This is a genomic window from Sphingosinicella xenopeptidilytica, assembly GCF_042676985.1.
GTDB lineage: Bacteria > Pseudomonadota > Alphaproteobacteria > Sphingomonadales > Sphingomonadaceae > Sphingosinicella > Sphingosinicella xenopeptidilytica.
In genome coordinates, this window is the sequence record NZ_JBHTIK010000004.1 from 120,002 (window position 1) to 137,384 (window position 17,383).

Sequence of the window (17,383 nt, forward strand, 5' to 3'; positions counted from 1 at the left end):
GCAAGGCACCGGCGGGGGAACGGGAAGGCCGTAAGAGGCGCTGCCCAAACCCGCCCTCGAAAAATCAATAACTTGCCGAGCAAAGTGGAGGAAGTGGAGGCCAATGCGCGGATTTCGCGTTTGCGCGCGGCGGTGATTGACGAGAGGGGTGGTGGCGCGGGCGGGCATCGCAGTCTGCTACATCATCCGGTGTGCTGTAGGACAGGCGTTTCATACGGCAAACCTGCAGGCTTGACGGGCGGACACGCGCCGGGCACGCCCATGCAAAAGCCGGGGGAGCGTCAATGAAGCACGAAGAAACTGCCGATCTGCCGTATCTGAAGAAGGTTGTCGGGGCTTCGATGGCCGGAACGGTCGTCGAATGGTACGAATTCTTCCTCTACGGCACCGTCGCGACGCTGGTGTTCGGCAAGCTGTTCTTCCCCGACACGGGCAACGAACTCGACGGCATCATCGCGGCGTTCGCGACCTATGCGGTGGGTTTCATCGCGCGGCCGCTCGGCGGCATCATCTTCGGGCATTTCGGCGACAAGGTCGGCCGCAAGTCGCTGCTGCAGTTCAGCCTGATCCTGATCGGTCTTTCCACCTTCCTGATGGGCTGCCTGCCTTCGTTCCACCAGATCGGCTACTGGGCGCCGCTGCTGCTGGTGACGCTGCGCTTCATCCAGGGGTTCGCGCTCGGCGGCGAATGGGGCGGTGCGGTGCTGCTCGTGACCGAGCATTGCCCGAACCGCAGCCGCGGCTTCTGGGGCAGCTTTCCGCACGCGGCGGTGCCGCTCGGCAACCTTGCCGCGACGGTGGTGCTGCTCGTGCTCTCGGCGACGCTTTCCGAGGAGGCGTTCCTGTCGTGGGGGTGGCGCGTCGGTTTCTGGCTTTCGGTCGTGATCGTCGGGATCGGCTATTACATCCGCACGCAGGTGTCTGACTCGCCGATCTTCAAGGCCGCGAAGGCCGAAATGGAGGAAAAGGCGCACGCCGCCGGCAACGGCCTCACCGAAGTCTTCCGGCTCTATCCGCGCCGCGTGTTCACGGCGATGGGCCTGCGCTTTGCGGAGAACATCCTCTACTACATGGTGGTGACGTTCTCGATCACGTACCTGTCGCACCGGGGCGTCGACACTACGCGCATCCTGACTTTGCTGTTTTTCGCGCACATCATTCACGCATTCATCATCCCCGCCGTCGGGCACGCCACCGACCGGTTCGGACGGCGGCCGCTCTATATCGCGGGCGCTCTGCTGACGATGGTATGGCCGTTCGCGGCGTTTCCGATGCTGGATACGGGGGCGACGGGGATCGTGCTCGCGGCGATCATCACGGGCATGATGGTCCATTCGCTGATGTACGCGGCGCAGCCCGCGATCATGACCGAGATGTTCCCCACGCGGATGCGCTATTCGGGCGTCTCGCTCGGCTATCAGCTGACGGCGATCATCGCGGGCTCGTGGGCGCCGCTGATCGGTACGGCGCTGCTGCGCGAGTATGAAACGTGGTGGCCGATCGCGGTGTACATCATGTTCGCCGGGGCGGTGAGCCTGGTCGCGGCGCTCGTGATGCGCGAGACGAAGGGCGTTTCGCTTGTGGCGATTGACCGCGAGGATGCGGCGCGAAACTAAGCGGTCAGCGCCAGCGCATCGATGGCGGCTTGCAGGATATGCGCGGCGGCGAGGGCGTCGACGCGTTCGGCGCGCTTCGCGCGGCTCATGTCCGCGGCGATCATCTCGCGGGTGACCGCGACGGTGGAGAGGCGCTCGTCCCAAAGGAGGGCCGGGAGGGCGAATTCCGTTTCCAGCGCGCGCGCGAAGGCGCGGGTGGCCTGCGCGCGCGGGCCGTCCGTGCCGTCCATGTTCACCGGATAGCCGAGCACGATGCCGGCGAGCGCGCGGCCGCCCGCGAGGCGGCGAAGCTCGGCGAAATCCTGTGCCTGCTTGCGGCGGATGATGGTTTCCGCCGCGGTCGCGAAGCGCCATTCGGCATCACAGAAGGCGACGCCGATGGTCTTTGTGCCGAGATCGAGCCCGGCAAGAACACCGCCCGATGGCAACTCTGCCGCGAAATCCGCCGCCGAACGTGTGCTCACTTCGTCCGCCGGGATGCCGCGGCGCGGGCCGTGAGTGCGGCCTGCGTGCGACGCTCGGCATCTGTGCGCAGGTTCGCCCAGAACAGCGGGTAATCATAAACATGGTAGTTGTTGCCGGGCAGCACATAAGAGCGCAGCGCCTCCGGCGGTTTCTCGCCGATGCTGAGATAGCCTTTTTCCATGCACTTCGCGCCGACGATTCCGGGTTCGAGACGGGCATCGGAATAGGTCTCGTCGAACGGGATCAAAGTGCCGAGGTTGCGCGCCGCGCCGTAGGGGTCGGCCTCTGCCTCCGCCTCCGCCGTGGGCGCGGCTTCGGCGCTCGCATCGGCAGCTTCGCCGTCCGCCGGCGTTTCGGCTTCGGCGGTTTCGGGCGGTGCCTCCGCTGCGGGATCCACGCCTTCGAGCGGCGCGGCAGGCCCGGCCAGCGGATCGATGCAGAGCAGGTGTGTGTCCTTGCGCGGCGCTCCGGTGAGACCTGTCGTCGTATAAAACGGATCGAAGATCGATTCCGGTTGCGCCGGCTCCGCATAGCTCTGGTAGGCGATGATGCAGCGCGTCTCTTCGGGTGTTTCGCAGGGCTTGAGGCCGAGCGCGGGAAGGTCCGCCTCGATCGAGATCGGCCAGCCGATCAGATAGGCCGCGACGATCCGGTCCACCACGGGCGTGCCCGCGATCTTCTGCGCGAGCAGCGAGACGAGATGCAGCGATCCCTGGCTGTGCCCGGCGAGGATGATCTTCTGGTCCGCGGGGATTTCGCGCAGGAACAGCTCGAACGCCTTTTCGATATCGCTGTAGGCGACCGCAAAGGCCTTCGCCGAATCCGGCTCCCCAAGCGACAGGAAGGCGCCGAACGTAGCTTGCCGGTATTTCGGCGCCCAGATCTCGCCGATGCCGTTGAACACGCTCGCCTGGCTCTTCAGGAAAATGGTCTGCCGGAAGCGAGGATCGCCGGTGAGCGCGATGGGCGCGTTCCAGCGGTCGCCGCGCAGGTAGGTGGTCGGATGCACGTAGAACACCGCGACGGCGGGTTTCGGCGCCGGGCTGTAGCCTTCGGGTGTCCAGCGCACCACGTCGGCCGGGAGGCCGGGGCGGGCGAGCCATGCGTCCGCGCGATCATAGAATGTGGGCGGCGGCTTCGGGCTCTCCGCGAAGCTGACATCCGGCACGAACGCCGCGCGCATCAGGTAGGGCGCGAACAGCTGGTACGCGAACGCACCCACGATCGCGAGGACGATGAGAGCGGCGATGATGGCGAGAAACCGACGTGCGGCCAAGTTGCTGGACTCCTTTGCCCCGGCGCTTAGCATGGTCGCCATGCGACGAGAATACAGGGGTTAACACCATGCGTATCACACAGGTTCCCTTTGCCATCTGCATCACCCTGCCGCTTGCGGCCTGCGCGGCGGGAAGCGCTGCGCCCGCGCTTCACGACCTCGTGATTCGAGGCGGTACGATCTACGACGGCTCGGGCGGCGCGGCCGCGGTGGGCGATGTTGCCATCGACGGCGACAAGGTGGTTTCCGTGGGCCCCGCCGCGCGCGGGCGGACCGAGATCGACGCCACCGGCCTCGCCGTGGCGCCGGGGTTCATCAACACGCACAGCTGGGCGACCGAATCGCTGATCGTCGACGGGCGCGGGCTTGGCGACCTCAAGCAGGGCGTGACGCTGGAGGTGATGGGCGAGGGCTGGACCATGGGGCCGCTCAATGAAAAAATGAAGCAGCTCCAGGCGGCCCGCCTGGGCGACGTGAAATACGACATCACGTGGACGAGCCTTGGCGAATATCTGGCGGGGCTCGAGAAGAGTGGCATCTCGCCCAACGTGGCGAGCTTCGTCGGCGCGTCCACCGTGCGTATCCATGAACTCGGCGAGGACGATGTCGACCCGACGCCCGAGCAGTTGAAGCGGATGCAGGCGCTGGTGCGCTCCGCGATGAACGAAGGCGCGCTCGGCGTCGGCTCCGCGCTGATCTACGCGCCGGGGTCGTTCGCGGAAACCGCAGAGCTGGTAGCGCTGATGCAGGCCGCTGGGCCTTGCGGCGGGCGCTACATCAGCCACATGCGCTCGGAGGGGGACAGTATCCTGCAGGCGGTGGACGAGTTGATCGACATTGCGCGCCAATCGAAGGCGCCCGCGATCATCTATCACCTGAAACAGGCGGGGAAGGACAACTGGGATACGCTGGACCCGGTGATCGCCAAGGTGGAGGCCGCGCAGAAGGAAGGCCTCGACATCACCGCCACCATGTACACTTACCCCGCGGGCGCCACCGGCCTCGACGCGGCGATGCCGCTCTGGGTGCAGGCGGGCGGCGAGGAGGCATGGATCCAGCGGCTGAAAGACCCCGCGATCCGCGCGAAGGTCGCCGCCGAGATGAAGGCCCCCGGCAAGGGCTGGGAAAACCTCTATTATCAGGCGGGAACACCCGACGGGCTCCTCCTCCTCGGCTTCAAAAGCGAGAAGCTGAAGCCGCTGACCGGCAAGACGCTCGGCGAAGTCGCGCGCGAGCGTGGCAAGAGCCCGGAAGAAACCGCGATGGACCTCGTGGTGGAGGACGGCAGCCGCGTGGGCACCGCCTATTTCCTGATGAGCGAGGCGAACGTCGCCAAGCAGACGACGCTGCCGTGGATGAGCTACGGCTCCGACGCGGATGCGCCCGCGACCGAGGGCGTGTTCCTGAAATCGAGCACGCACCCGCGCGCCTACGGCAACATCCCGCGCCTGCTCGGCAAGTATGTACGCGACGAGAAGACGATCAGCCTCTCGCAGGCGGTGCGCCAGCTCACGTCGTTCTCGGCGCAGCAACTCGGCATCGAGGGCCGTGGCCGCCTCGCGCCGGGCTACTACGCCGACGTCGTGGTGTTCGACCCCGCGACGATCGCCGACAAGGCGACTTTCGACAAGCCGCACCAGTATTCGGTGGGCGTGCGCGACGTGTTCGTGAACGGCCAGCAGGTGCTGAAAAACGGCGAGCCCACCGCGGCGCGCCCGGGCCGCTTCGTGAAGGGGCCGGGCGCGGGGAAATGTCCGGCGTAGAAGCAACGTAAACGGGGGGAGCCATGATCAATTTGAAGGACGGGCTGCGGCGTCATCTGACGCTGGCAGCCTACGGCGCTTTGTGTGGCTTGATCTTCTGGTTGCTTGTTCGTGATGGTGAAGCGGTCGGAGATGCGCAGACAGCGGCCGCAACCGCTGTAGCCATTGCCGGGGTGATACTGGCCTTCACGCTTTCCGGCGTGCGACCCCGGTGGTCAGCCCTATTCGCTGTTATGTGCGGCACCATCGCTGGGGGCGTCGTCTGGTGGAATCTCCGCGCAGGGCCACAGGCCGACAGCAGCGCGTATGGTACAGGGTTCGTCTGGCAATATCTTTGCCTGTTCGCTGCGCTCGCCATTGCATTGCCGGCTTACCAAACGGTGCGTGACGAAGACCGCCGCAGGTTGCCTTACGAGACGCTACATCAGCACAGCTGGGGCAACATCGTGATCGCCATGGGTGCTGGCGGGTTTGTTCTGGCAGTGTCTCTGCTGTTCGCCCTTTGGGCTAGCCTGTTCAATCTGATCGGTGTGAAAATCTTCGGCGAACTCTTCGCGAAGCCTGTATTTTCTGCCGTTATTGGAGGGGCGACCGTATCGCTCGGCATTTCTCTGGCTCGCGAATGGTCTGCGGTCATGAATGCCATGCAGCGGGCGTTGGTGAGCGTGCTTTCGGTGCTGACGCCGTTCCTTGCGTTCGTGCTGCTGCTGTTTCTCTGCTTCCTGCCTGTGACAGGTCTGTCGGCACTTTGGGACACGACACGCCATGCGACACCGTTAATGCTGGGGGCAGTGCTGTTCGCGCTGTTGCTGGCGAACGCTGTTGTTCGCGAGACGAATGGGCAGGCGCCTTCCTTCCGCATATTGCGGAGCGGTGCGGCGGCGCTGGGCTTCGTAATGCTCCCGCTTGCCGTGATCGCGACCGTTTCCACAGGCAGACGGATCGACGCCTATGGGCTGATGCCGGATCGCATATGGGCGATGATTTTCACGGGTTTTGCAATTGCCTACGGTCTTTGCTACCTTTGGCCGCTGATCCGCGGATTCAATGGTTGGGCGGATGCCGTACGAACCGCAAACGTGCGCCTCGGCCTTGCGCTCGGCGCGGTTTTCCTTCTGCTTGCGACGCCCGTTATCGATTTCCGTGAGATTTCCGCAAGGAACCAGACAGCACGCTTGATGAGCGGCAAAGCGCCCGTTGAGACTTTCGACTTTGCAGCTTTGAAGTTCGATCTGGGCGCGCCGGGACGCGATGCGCTGAGCGACTTGAGGGGGATAGGCGATCATCCGCAAGCGAAACGTATCCGGCAGGAGGTGGCCAGAATCGACAAAACGCCATCCCCCTGGGAAGCGCACGCCAGCCGCGAGGCGGCCGATGCCGCCACTCAAACGCGCGCAGCCTTGAAACGAATGTCCGTATACGGCGGAAAGCGGGCAATTCCGACAACGCTGATAGATTATCTGAGCAATCCCGGCATCGATTTTGATCATCAGTTGAAGGCCTGCGGCGGCACAAGAAGTCGCTGCATGGCCGTGATTGCAGATCTCAACGAAGATGGTCGAGAGGATGCCGTTTTCTTTCGCGAAAGGTGCACGCAGGCCGAGGAAAAACCGACGTGCTGGAGTACGACTTATGCCTACAGCCAGACCGCAGACGGTTGGCGTGAAGGACTTGGCCGGGAAGGTACATATTTTTCGGACAGCGACGGCTCGATCATCAAGGCGCTGGAGGCCGGCAAGCTGGATATCGTGCCGCGCGACGGGGTCGAGCTTCGGGTGAATGGAAAACGGGTTGCGGGCATCGATTGATGCCTGCGAGCAGGCACAGACGCTTGCCCGCCAACGAAGCCGCGTGCTAACGGCTCGGGCTCAATCAATCCGGGGTTTTTGCATGTCCGTTGACGCTGCAACCGTCAAACGCGTCGCGCATCTTGCGCGTATCAAGATCGATGACGACAGGTCCGCCGTGATGGCCGAGGAACTTTCCAAGATCCTCGGCTGGGTGGAGATGCTGGGCGAGGTGAATACGGACGGCGTGGAGCCGCTCGCGGCCGTGATTCCGAACACGCTGCGCTGGCGCGAGGATGTCGTCACCGACGGCGGGATTCAGGACAAGGTGCTGCAGAACGCGCCGAAGGCCGAATACGGCTTCTTCGCCGTGCCGAAGGTGATCGAATAATGGCGGCGCTCACCGACCTGACGCTTGGCCAGATGCGCGACGGGCTGCGCGCCAAGGACTTCTCCGCGAAGAATCTCGCCGAGGCGCATGTGAAGGCGGTGGAAGCCGCGCGCGTGCTGAATGCCTTCACCGTGGAGACGCCGGAGCTTGCGCTGAAGGCCGCCGAGGCGGCCGACGCGGCGCTGGCGAAGGGCGAGGCGAAGCCGCTGTCGGGCATTCCGCTCGGCATCAAGGATTTGTTCGCGACCGAGGGCGTGCAGAGCGCGGCGGCTTCGAACATCCTGAAAGGTTTCAAGCCGGCCTATGAATCGACGGTGAGCGGCAAGCTCTTCGCAGACGGCGCGGGGATGCTGGGCAAGCTCAACATGGACGAGTTCGCCATGGGCTCGTCGAACGAGACGAGCGCGTTCGGCACGGTCATCAACCCGTGGCGCGGCAAGGGCAACGAAAGCCTCGTGCCGGGCGGCAGCTCAGGCGGGTCCTCGGCGGCGGTCGCGGCGCGGCTCGTCGCGGGCGCGACGGGCACGGACACTGGCGGCTCGATCCGCCAGCCGGCGGCGTTCACGGGCATTTCGGGGATCAAGCCGACCTACGGCCGCTGTTCGCGCTGGGGCATCGTGGCGTTCGCAAGTTCGCTCGATCAGGCGGGACCGATGGCGCGCGACGTGCGCGACTGCGCGATCCTTCTGAAATCCATGTGCGGGTTCGATCCCAAGGATTCGACCAGCCTCGACCTACCGGTGCCGGATTTCGAGGCGGCGCTGACCGGCGACCTCAAGGGCAAACGCGTCGGCATTCCGAAGGAATATACGGTCGAGGGCATACCGGCTGAGATCGATGCGCTTTGGAAGAAGGGCGCGGACATGCTGCGCGATGCGGGCGCGGAGATCGTCGATATCTCGCTGCCGCACACCAAGTATGCGCTGCCGACCTACTACATCATCGCGCCTGCGGAGGCTTCGTCCAACCTCGCGCGCTATGACGGCGTGCGGTACGGGCTGCGCGAGGCGCCGGAGAACGGCAGCCTGATCGATATGTACGAGGCGACGCGCTCGGCGGGCTTCGGTTCGGAGGTGCAGCGGCGCATCCTGATCGGCACGTACGTGCTCTCGGCGGGCTATTACGACGCCTATTATCTGAAGGCGCAGAAGGTCCGGGCGCTGATCCAGCGCGACTTCATGCAGGCGTTCGAAACGTGCGATGTGATTCTCGCGCCGACCGCGCCGAGCGCGGCGTTCGGCATCGGCGCGAACGTTGACGACCCGATCGCGATGTACCTCAACGACGTGTTCTGCGTGCCCGCGAGTCTCGCGGGGCTTCCGGCGATGTCTGTGCCGGGCGGGCTTTCTGACGACGGCCTGCCGCTCGGGCTCCAGATCATCGGGCGTCCGCTCGACGAGGAAGGCGTGCTGAACGCGGGCTATGCGATCGAACAGGCGGCGGGCTTCACCGCGCGGCCGGAGGCGTGGTGGTAGGTGTCTCTTTCAGATTTCTTCGGTGAAGTCCTGGAGGTGTGCGTTCGGGACGGTCTCATCGAGGGAGCGAAACGGCTTTTCGGAAAGAAGGAGGGCCGTTCAAATCCGGAACGAGAAAAGATATTGGCGAGACGGCGACGTGATCGCCACAATCGGCGGAAGAACAAATGACTGATTACCGCATCAAAGGCGAAACCGGCGAATGGGAGGTCGTGATCGGCCTTGAGGTGCACGCGCAGGTCACGTCGAACGCAAAGCTGTTTTCGGGCGCCGCGACGGCGTTTGGGGCGGAGCCGAACACGCAGGTGAGCCTTGTCGATGCGGCGATGCCCGGGATGCTGCCGGTGATCAACGGCGAGTGCGTGAAGCAGGCGGTGCGTACGGGTCTTGCGCTCGGCGCCGTCATCAACCGCTGGTCGCGCTTCGACCGGAAGAATTATTTCTACGCCGATCTGCCGCAGGGTTACCAGATCAGCCAGTTCCAGCACCCGATCGTGGGCGAAGGCGAAATCCACATCGATCTCGGCGAGGGGCGCACCAAGACGGTGGGGCTGGAGCGCATCCATCTGGAGCAGGATGCGGGCAAGTCGATGCACGACCAGTCGCCGCGCTATTCCTATGTCGATCTCAACCGCTCCGGCGTCGCGCTGATGGAGATCGTCTCGCGGCCCGACATGCGCTCGCCGGAAGAGGCGGGGGCGTATGTGAAGAAGCTGCGCTCGATCCTTCGCTACGTGGGAAGCTGCGACGGCAACATGGAGGAAGGCTCCATGCGCGCCGACGTGAATGTCAGCGTGCGCAGGCCCGGCGATGATCTCGGCACGCGCTGCGAAGTGAAGAACGTGAACAGCGTTCGCTTCGTGCAGGCGGCGATCGAGTATGAAGCGCAGCGGCAGGTGGAGATCATCGAGGGCGGCGGCACGATCGTGCAGGAAACACGCCTGTTCGATCCCGGCCGCATGGAAACGCGCTCGCTGCGTTCCAAGGAAGACGCGCACGACTACCGCTATTTCCCGGACCCGGACCTGCTGCCGCTGGTGTTCGACGATGCTTTCGTCGAGGCGCTGCGCGCGGAACTGCCGGAACTTCCGGATGCGAAGCTCGCGCGCTATGTGCGCGACCTCGGCATCAGCGACTACAACGCAAGCGTGCTGACGGCCGAGAAGGAAGCCGCCGACTGGTTTGAGCGTATGCTGGCGCTGAGTGCAGCGAAGCAGGGCAAGCCGCTCACCGAGGTGGCGCGCGCGGCCTCCAACTGGGTGATCTCCGACCTGTTCGGTGCGCTGAACGCGCTCGGCAAGGATGTCGTCGACAGCCCGATCAGCCCCGAACACGCCGCGACGCTGCTCGCGCTGATCGGCGACGGCACGCTTTCGGGCCGGCTCGGCAAGGACGTGTTCCAGATCATGCTGGAAACCGGCGACGACCCCGAGAAGATCGTGGAAGAGCGGGGCCTGAAGCAGGTCTCCGACACCGGCGCGCTCGACGCGGCGATCGCCGACGTGCTTGCGAAGAACGCAGACAAGGTCGCCGAATACAAGGGCGGCAAGGAAGCGCTGTTCGGCTTCTTCGTCGGCCAGACGATGAAAGCGACCGGCGGCAAGGCGAACCCGAAGGTGGTGAACGAACTGCTGAAGGCGGCGCTGGCGGGGTAGCGCAGCGCCGCCTTCGCAGGGTCAGAGCGTTGGCGGTGTTGTTTCTGCCGCGGCCGGGGCGGCCTCGATCGGTGCTGCAGCCGGGCTGGGTTCGGCCGCTGTAGCCGCAGGTTCCGCGGTGGCAGGCGCAACGGCCGGCGCTGGAGCGGCAGCGATGAACTTGATGGCGGTGCCGGTTACGGCGGTGCTGCCCCAGCTCATCAGCGTGACGCGCGAATCGCCGTAGCTTGCCTTGATCACGGCATCGGCGCCGAGCTTTTCTCCGCGCTCCCAGAGCTCGCGGTAAATCTTTTCCTGGCTGGCTTCCTTGCTGAAGATCGTGGCCTTGCGAACCTCGGCCTTCACTTCGCCCAGCACTTCGTAAGGACGGTCGGTGATGTCGTGCGGGAATACCGGCACGCCGACAGCCTCGTTCACGATCACGTAATTCAGCTTCTTCGTGTCTTTCGCAAGACCAGGTGTTGCGCCTAGGACGGCGGCGAGTGCTGCAATTCCAACCACAGCGGTGCGAACCATGATGGCCCCCAAGATTTTCGACTCCGGAAGGGCACCATCGCCCTCCCGCTCGCGCTTCACCACGCCTTCGGGGCAATTGCAATCGTCACGCATACGGAACATGATCGGGCATGTGGAATCCTGTTGGGGGACGGGTGTGAACGGCTGGGGATTGATGGCGGCAGCGCTGGTGCTGCCTTCGGCGGCAATCGCGCAGGAACAGACTTCGCCCGTGACTGCCGAGGCCGTGCCGGCGGTCACGACCATGTCGGCTGGACGGCTGACGAAAGGCACCGTTCTCGAACTGATGGTGCTGAACGAAGTGTCGTCCCGCACCGCGCAACCTGGTATGCGCATCGTACTCAGGCTCAACAAGCCGCTGCTCATCGATGGAAAGCTCGTGCTTGCCGAGGGCACGCCGGTGTTCGGGGAGGTGCTGGACACCAAGATGAGCGGATCGGCAGGAAGCCGGGGGCAACTCTCCGCGCGGCTCACGCACATCCAGAACGGTACGCAGCGCATTCCAGTGACGGGCGACATGAGCGCTCTTGGAAAAGGCGGGAAATCGGATGATGCGCTGAAATGGGTTCTGGCGCCGATCTATGCGCCGTTCGCTCCGGGGAACAATGCGAAGCTGAAGGCAGGGCAGATTGTGAACGGTGTGATCGAGGCCGATCATGACGTGACATGGGATGCCGGAGGAAAAGCGCAGATCACGCCGACGACAGCGTCAGGCCCGGTTTCCTAAACCGTGATCGTTTCAGGCTTCAAGCCTCGCCCACCGTGTCGATGAGTGCGGCGTCCAAGGCTTCGCGCGGCGTTTTGCCGGCCCAGAGGATGAACTGGAAAACGGGGTAGTAGCGTTCGCACTCGTCGACGGCGGCTTCGACGAGTGTTTCGGCCTGTGCGAGCGAGAGGCCACTGTCTTCGTCCGGGCCGTCGAGCATCGAGGCGTGGCGGAAGAGGAGCGTGCCATCCGCCGACCACATCTCGAAGTGGCCGAGCCAGAGCTGTTCGTTGATGAGGCTCAGCGCCTCCCACACAGCGGCGCGGCGGTTTTCCGGCACGCGGATGTCGGGCATGGCGATGAACTGGAGGACGCGTTCCTCCTCGCGCCAGAGCGCGCGGAGCTGGTACGTTGTCCAGCTGCCCTCGACGCGGGCGATGAGTTCCTCGTCGCTGGCGCGCTCGAACGACCAGCCATGCGCGCCGAAATAATGCTCGAGCATATCGAGCGGCGCCGCCGTGGCCTGGGCCATTTCAAGTTCGAGTTCGGTCAATAGCTGGTCCGATAATGTTCAAGCCTGCACCATATATGGTGCGATGCCCACAGGCGACACGCAAGACGCTGCGCGCCGGCGGCCGCGAATTTGCTGTGGATATCAGGCCGCGGGCGCTGATTTGCCCGCCTTCTTCGCCGCTGGCTTACGCACCGGGGCGGCTTTCGCGGGTGTCGTTCCTGCCGCGGCTTCGAGCTTGGCGATTCGCGCCTTCAGCTCCTCGTTCTCAGCGCGGGCGTTCGCGGCCATCTGCTTCACGGCTTCGAATTCCTCGCGCTTCACGAGATCGAGCCCGCCGACGAATTCCTCCATGCGCGCGCGGAAGCCCGCTTCCATCTCGCGGCCCATGCCGGCGAGCGAGCCCATGGCGCCGGTCGCCATGCGCGAGAAATCGTCGAAGAAGCGGTTTTTGGACTGCATGGACGGGGCCTTCGCTGTGTTGTGGGCCTAATATGGCGGCGCGGCGCCCGGATTCAACTGCCAGATGCGGAAGGACAGCCCGGCGGCGAAGCAGAGCCATACGAGATAGGGGACGAGCAGCCATGCGGCGATGCGGTCCAGCCGGGCGAACGCGAATGTCGTGGCGAGCGCGGCGGCGAGGATGACGAGGATGAGCGCGAAGCTGGGACCGAGCAGGTGCAGCTTGAAGAACAGTGTCGACCACGCGAGGTTGAGCACGAGTTGGACGGCGAAGAGCAAGGCGGCGCGGCGCCTCTCCGGGCCTGCAGGCGCCGCGAGGATGCGGGCGATGGCGACGCCCATCAGCGCGTAGAGCAGCGTCCAGACGATGCCGAACACGAACCCGGGCGGATAGAGCGCGGGTTTCAGGAGCGTCGCGAACCACGGATTGCCCTCGCCCGACCCCGCGACGACGCCGGAGAACGAGCCGAGCAGCATCACGCCCGGAACGGTCAGGAAGGCGATGCGCAGCGACTTGGCGAGCGCCACGCGTTTATTCGGCAGGCGCGGGCGCTATGCCGCGCTCCTCGTCCAGCTTGCGCGAAACCGCGAGCGGTGAACCGGTGCCACGGGCGAGGCGCCGGTAGAAGACGGGGATAATGAACAATGTGAGCAGCGTCGCGAGGCTGACGCCCCAGACGACGACAGTGCCGATCGCCTGCCGCGAGGCTGCGCCCGCGCCCGACGCGAACATCAGCGGCACCGCGCCCGCGACCGTTGCGATCGAGGTCATGATGACGGGACGCAGGCGGCGCACGGCGGCACGGCGGATCGCGTCGTCGAACGCGACGCCCTGGTCGCGCAGCTGGTTCGCGAACTCGACGATGAGGATGCCGTTTTTCGCCGCGAGCCCGACGAGCATGACGATGCCGATCTGGCTGTAGAGATTGAGCGACTGACCCATCACGACGAGGCCGAGCAGCCCGCCGCCGACCGCGAGCGGCACGGTGAGCACGATGACGCCCGGGTGCACCCAGCTTTCGAACTGCGCGGCGAGCACGAGGAAGACGAGCAGGATGGTGACGCCGAGCACGCCCCAGATCGCGCCGCCGGTCTGTTTGAAGGCGCGGCTTTCGCCGTCGTAGCCGATGGCGGCAACTTCGGGCAGCGTCGAGGCTTCCGCCTCCAGCCAGTTGAGCGCCTCCCCGAGCGAATAGCCGGGGGCGACAGAGCCTTCGAGCGTGATGGCACGGAGCTTGTTGAAATGGCCGAGCTCGCCCGCATCCGCGAAGCTGCGCAGCGAGACGAGGTTCGACAGCGGAATGACGTCCCCCGTGCGCGAGCGGACATAGACGTTGGAGAGGTCTTGTGGCGTCAGCCGGTCCTTGGCTTCGGCCTGCACGATGACGCGGTATTCCTCGCCACGATCGATGTAGGTGGTGACGCGGCGCGAACCCATCATGGTTTCGAGCGTGCGGCCGATCTCGCTGACGGACACGCCGAGGTCGCCCGCGCGCGTCGTGTCGATGTCGACGAGAAGCTGCGGCTTCGTTTCCTTGTAGTCGGCTTCGAGGTTCTCGATGCCGGGATAGGACGCGGCGGCATCGATGATCGCATCGCGGGCGCGGGCGAGTTCCTCGAATGTCGCGCCGGCGATGACGAAGCGGATCGGCCGGCTGCCCCGGTTTGCGCCGAGCGTTTGCCCGCCCGATGCGAAGGTGCGGACGCCCGGATAGTCTTCCAGCGCCTTCTGGATCATCTGCCCGGCTTCCGCCGTCGTTTGATCGCGCTCCGACCAATCCTTCAGGAACACGGTGACGCGGCCGTTCGCGAAATCCTCGCTCGTGCCCCAGCTGCCGGGCGCACGCACGATCATACGCCGGATGGGGCCATCGTCGATCATCGGCAGCATACGGGCCTGGATGTCTTCCATGTAGCGGACCATCTGGTCGTAGCCCGTGCCTTCGGCGGCTGTCACGTTCACCTGCAGGTTGCCCGTGTCCTCAAGCGGCGCGAGCTCGGAGGGCAGCGTGGTCGCGAGTGCGATGCAACCCGCCACGATGCCGGCCGAGATGCTGCCGATCAGCAGCGGCCGATCCAGCAGACGGCCGAGCACGCGATCGTACGCAGACTGGAGGCGCTCGAAACGCTGATCGACCCAGCGCGTCATGCGGTTGCTGCCCGATTCGGCGGTGAGCATCTTCGAGCAGAGCATCGGTGTCAGCGTCAGCGCGATGAAGCCCGAGAAGGCGACAGCGCCGATCATCGCGGCGGCAAGCTCGCGGAACAGGAGGCCGGTGTTTCCGGCAAGGAACATGATCGGCACGAACACCGCGCAAACCACAGCGGTCGTCGCGATCACGGCGAAGGCGACCTGCCGCGCGCCTTCGTAGGCGGCGACGAGCGGCGTTTCGCCATGTTCGATGCGGTAGTAGATGTTTTCGAGCACCACGATCGCGTCGTCGACGACGAGGCCGATGGCGAGCACCAGCGCGAGCAGCGTGAGCAGGTTGATCGAGAGCCCAAGCGCCCAGAGCACGGCGAAGGTCGCGATAAGGCAGATCGGTACCGTGACGGCGGGAATGATCGTCGCACGCAGCGAACCGAGGAACAGGAAGATGACGAGAATGACGAGGACCGATGCCTCGGCAAGCGTCATCCAGACGTTCTTGATGGCTGCTGAAATGAACACTGAACTGTCGTTCGACACGTCGAGGCTGACCCCGGCGGGCAGCATCTTGCGGGTTTCTGCGAGTCGCGCCTTGACCTCATCGGCCACCGCAAGCGTGTTTGCGCCCGACTGGCGAACGATGCCGATGCCGACGCCCGATTTTCCGTTCGTGCGGAAGAAGTTGTAGGGGTTTTCCGGTCCCACCTCGACCCGCGCGACGTCGCCGAGGCGGACGAGATGCCCGTCCGCACCGCGCGAGATGACGAGTCCGCGGAAATCATCTACCTGACTGTAGGCGCGGGCGACGCGAACCGTGAGGTTCTGCGTTTCCGCCTCGACGCGGCCGGCGGGCAGCTCGACATTCTGCGCGCGCAAAACAGCCTCGATGTCGCCCGGCGTCAGGCGATAGGCGGCGAGCTTCTCGCGATCGAGCCAGATGCGCATCGCGGGTTTCGAAAGGCCGGCGATCTGCACGCGCGCGACACCGTCGATCGAGGAAAAGCGGTCGACGAGGATGCGGTCCGCATAGTCCGCGAGCCACAGCGGATCGCGTCCTTCGGCCGAGAGGTTCATCCAGAGGATCGGCATCGAATCGACGTCGACCTTGCGGATTTCAGGTGGGATCACCTCGTCCGGCAGATCGTCGGCAAGGCCGCTGACACGGTCGCGGATGTCGTTTGCGGCGTCGTCCACGTCGCGGGTCGCCGAGAACTCGATATTGATGTCGGCAACGCCGTCGCGCGAGCGCGAGCGGATCATTTCGATGCCCTCGACGCCGGCGATCCGGTCCTCGACGAGCTGCGTTATGCGCGATTCGACGACGCTGGCGGCCGCGCCGGGATACGCCACCTCGACCGAAACGATCGGCGGCTCGATGGCCGGATACTCGCGTACCGGCAGCGAGAAGAAGGCGATGGCGCCGGCCAGCACGATGATGAGGCTGACGACAGCCGCGAACACCGGGCGTTTGACAGAGACATCGGAGAGGATCACCGGGACTTCCCTGCGCCGGCTGCGGCGCCGGAGAGGGCTCCGGTCGTGGATTTTTCAGGCTCTCCGGGGAACACCGGCCGAACCTCCGCATCGTCGCGCACCTTCACGACGCCATCGGCGACGATGCGGTCGCCGCGATTGAGGCCGCCTGTGATTTCCACCATGCCGCCCGACCGCATCCCGACCTCGACCGGTATGCGGTTGGCGACGTTCTTCTCATCAAGCCGGAAGATGAACTGGCGGTCGCCCTGCGCAACCAATGCCAGTTCAGGGACGGCGAGCGCATCGCGCGGATTGGTGACGATGGAAACGGTGAGCAACATACCGGGGTGCAGGCGCCGCTCAGGGTTTGGGAGCAGCGCGCGGACGGCAACCGAACGGGTGATGGGATCGACCTGCGGCTCGACACCCTCCACGGTGCCGCGGAACACCTCGCCCGGCCAGGCCTGCGCACGCGCCTCGATATTCTGGCCGGCCTTGACCGCCGAGATGAAACGCTCGGGCACGGTGAAATCGAGCTTGATCGAGCTGATGTCGCTGATCGTCGCGATCTCGGTGCCCGCCGTGACGACACTGCCCGGCGAGAGGCGGCGCAGGCCGACGACGCCGGAGAAGGGCGCGCGGATGATGCGGTCGCCGATCTGTGCGCGGATGACACCTGCCTGCGCGCGTGCCTGATCGCGCGCGGCGGTCTGTGCATCGATGCTGGCATTGGTGGCGAAGCCGCGCTGCTGGAGTTCGCGCAGGCGGCCGAGCTGCTGCTGCGCTTCGCGCGAGCGGGCCTCCGCGCTGGCAAGGTCTGCATTCTGCTCGACGGTGCGCAGCACGGCGATCACGGTGCCGGCCTGCACATAGGCGCCATCGGCGAAGCGCAGCGATTCCACGCGTTCGGTGACGGTGGAGGTCAATGTGGTGGATTCGCGGGCAAAAGCGGTGCCGACGGCATCGATGCTGTCGACGAAGCGCGTAGGCTCGACAACGCCGCCGACCACGGTCGGGGCGCGGCCTTCACCGCCTCCCTTTTGTCCGCCGCAGGCGGCCAGCGAAACGGCGAGCGCGAACGCAACGTGCCTTGATATCGACAAATCCCACTCCGATCAGGCGTACGCCGCTACAC

At 65.2% G+C, this 17,383-nt stretch carries 15 protein-coding genes; 7 read left to right on the forward strand and 8 right to left on the reverse strand.

Annotated elements, in window-relative coordinates:
• Positions 1-284 precede the first annotated feature (284 nt).
• Positions 285-1,616: an MFS transporter gene (locus ACFQ00_RS07050; protein ID WP_381488238.1), complete on the forward strand. Its 1,332-nt coding sequence runs from the start codon at positions 285-287 to the stop codon at positions 1,614-1,616.
• On the opposite strand, the gene ruvX is transcribed toward ACFQ00_RS07050, so the two are convergent.
• Positions 1,613-2,080: a Holliday junction resolvase RuvX gene (ruvX, locus tag ACFQ00_RS07055; protein WP_381488241.1), complete on the reverse strand. Its 468-nt coding sequence runs from the start codon at positions 2,078-2,080 to the stop codon at positions 1,613-1,615. The two genes, ACFQ00_RS07050 and ruvX, sit on opposite strands and share 4 nt — an antisense overlap.
• Positions 2,077-3,357, reverse strand: coding sequence for a DUF3089 domain-containing protein (locus ACFQ00_RS07060; protein ID WP_381488244.1), 1,281 nt, complete (start codon positions 3,355-3,357; stop codon positions 2,077-2,079). The genes ruvX and ACFQ00_RS07060 overlap by 4 nt, the downstream gene beginning before the upstream one ends.
• Before the next feature lie 68 nt (positions 3,358-3,425).
• Here ACFQ00_RS07060 and ACFQ00_RS07065 point away from each other — a divergent pair, with 68 nt between their 5' ends.
• From ACFQ00_RS07065 to gatB, 5 genes are all read left to right on the forward strand, one after another.
• Positions 3,426-5,120 carry an N-acyl-D-amino-acid deacylase family protein gene (locus tag ACFQ00_RS07065; protein ID WP_381488247.1) on the forward strand — a complete coding sequence of 565 codons (1,695 nt, stop codon included), beginning with the start codon at positions 3,426-3,428 and terminating at the stop codon, positions 5,118-5,120.
• A gap of 23 nt (positions 5,121-5,143) precedes the next feature.
• Positions 5,144-6,928 carry a hypothetical protein gene (locus tag ACFQ00_RS07070; RefSeq protein WP_381488251.1) on the forward strand — a complete coding sequence of 595 codons (1,785 nt, stop codon included), beginning with the start codon at positions 5,144-5,146 and terminating at the stop codon, positions 6,926-6,928.
• An 82-nt stretch (positions 6,929-7,010) separates the two neighbouring features.
• Positions 7,011-7,298 (forward strand): Asp-tRNA(Asn)/Glu-tRNA(Gln) amidotransferase subunit GatC, encoded by a 288-nt coding sequence (gene gatC, locus ACFQ00_RS07075; RefSeq protein WP_381488254.1) that lies wholly within the window; start codon positions 7,011-7,013, stop codon positions 7,296-7,298.
• Positions 7,298-8,773, forward strand: coding sequence for an Asp-tRNA(Asn)/Glu-tRNA(Gln) amidotransferase subunit GatA (gene gatA / locus ACFQ00_RS07080; protein ID WP_381488257.1), 1,476 nt, complete (start codon positions 7,298-7,300; stop codon positions 8,771-8,773). Before gatC ends, gatA begins: the two co-directional genes overlap by 1 nt.
• A gap of 167 nt (positions 8,774-8,940) precedes the next feature.
• Complete coding sequence (gatB, locus tag ACFQ00_RS07085) at positions 8,941-10,428, forward strand: Asp-tRNA(Asn)/Glu-tRNA(Gln) amidotransferase subunit GatB (protein ID WP_381488259.1); 1,488 nt, start codon at positions 8,941-8,943, stop codon at positions 10,426-10,428.
• 21 nt (positions 10,429-10,449) lie between these two features.
• Here gatB and ACFQ00_RS07090 read toward each other — a convergent pair whose 3' ends face one another.
• Positions 10,450-11,046: a hypothetical protein gene (locus ACFQ00_RS07090; RefSeq protein WP_381488261.1), complete on the reverse strand. Its 597-nt coding sequence runs from the start codon at positions 11,044-11,046 to the stop codon at positions 10,450-10,452.
• Positions 11,047-11,080: 34 nt separating this feature from the next.
• Between ACFQ00_RS07090 and ACFQ00_RS07095 the strand changes: the two genes are divergently transcribed.
• Positions 11,081-11,671, forward strand: coding sequence for a hypothetical protein (locus ACFQ00_RS07095; RefSeq protein ID WP_381488264.1), 591 nt, complete (start codon positions 11,081-11,083; stop codon positions 11,669-11,671).
• Between the two features lie 19 nt (positions 11,672-11,690).
• On the opposite strand, the gene ACFQ00_RS07100 is transcribed toward ACFQ00_RS07095, so the two are convergent.
• The 5 genes from ACFQ00_RS07100 to ACFQ00_RS07120 all read right to left on the reverse strand — a co-directional run bounded on the left by ACFQ00_RS07100 (position 11,691) and on the right by ACFQ00_RS07120 (position 17,351).
• Positions 11,691-12,182 carry a type III secretion system chaperone family protein gene (locus ACFQ00_RS07100; protein ID WP_374599464.1) on the reverse strand — a complete coding sequence of 164 codons (492 nt, stop codon included), beginning with the start codon at positions 12,180-12,182 and terminating at the stop codon, positions 11,691-11,693.
• Positions 12,183-12,305: 123 nt separating this feature from the next.
• The gene (locus ACFQ00_RS07105; protein WP_381488268.1) at positions 12,306-12,623 is read right to left on the reverse strand and encodes an accessory factor UbiK family protein; all 318 of its coding nucleotides are present in this window, start codon (positions 12,621-12,623) and stop codon (positions 12,306-12,308) included.
• A 27-nt stretch (positions 12,624-12,650) separates the two neighbouring features.
• The gene (locus tag ACFQ00_RS07110; RefSeq protein WP_381488271.1) at positions 12,651-13,151 is read right to left on the reverse strand and encodes a TspO/MBR family protein; all 501 of its coding nucleotides are present in this window, start codon (positions 13,149-13,151) and stop codon (positions 12,651-12,653) included.
• Between the two features lie 4 nt (positions 13,152-13,155).
• On the reverse strand, positions 13,156-16,266 hold the full coding sequence (locus tag ACFQ00_RS07115) for an efflux RND transporter permease subunit (RefSeq protein ID WP_381488274.1): 3,111 nt from the start codon (positions 16,264-16,266) through the stop codon (positions 13,156-13,158).
• A complete protein-coding gene (locus ACFQ00_RS07120) occupies positions 16,263-17,351 on the reverse strand; it encodes an efflux RND transporter periplasmic adaptor subunit (RefSeq protein ID WP_381488277.1) in 1,089 nt (362 codons plus the stop codon). Before ACFQ00_RS07120 ends, ACFQ00_RS07115 begins: the two co-directional genes overlap by 4 nt.
• Positions 17,352-17,383 lie beyond the last annotated feature (32 nt).

Excerpts from the sequence above, each read along its gene's own strand:
- ACFQ00_RS07050 (WP_381488238.1), top strand. The coding sequence starts at position 285 with ATGAAGCACGAAGAAACTGCCGATCTGCCGTATCTGAAGAAGGTTGTC.
- ACFQ00_RS07065 (WP_381488247.1), top strand. The coding sequence starts at position 3,426 with ATGCGTATCACACAGGTTCCCTTTGCCATCTGCATCACCCTGCCGCTT.
- ACFQ00_RS07070 (WP_381488251.1), top strand. The coding sequence starts at position 5,144 with ATGATCAATTTGAAGGACGGGCTGCGGCGTCATCTGACGCTGGCAGCC.
- gatC (WP_381488254.1), top strand. The coding sequence starts at position 7,011 with ATGTCCGTTGACGCTGCAACCGTCAAACGCGTCGCGCATCTTGCGCGT.
- gatA (WP_381488257.1), top strand. The coding sequence starts at position 7,298 with ATGGCGGCGCTCACCGACCTGACGCTTGGCCAGATGCGCGACGGGCTG.
- gatB (WP_381488259.1), top strand. The coding sequence starts at position 8,941 with ATGACTGATTACCGCATCAAAGGCGAAACCGGCGAATGGGAGGTCGTG.
- ACFQ00_RS07090 (WP_381488261.1), bottom strand. The coding sequence starts at position 11,046 with ATGTTCCGTATGCGTGACGATTGCAATTGCCCCGAAGGCGTGGTGAAG.
- ACFQ00_RS07100 (WP_374599464.1), bottom strand. The coding sequence starts at position 12,182 with ATGGCCCAGGCCACGGCGGCGCCGCTCGATATGCTCGAGCATTATTTC.
- ACFQ00_RS07105 (WP_381488268.1), bottom strand. The coding sequence starts at position 12,623 with ATGCAGTCCAAAAACCGCTTCTTCGACGATTTCTCGCGCATGGCGACC.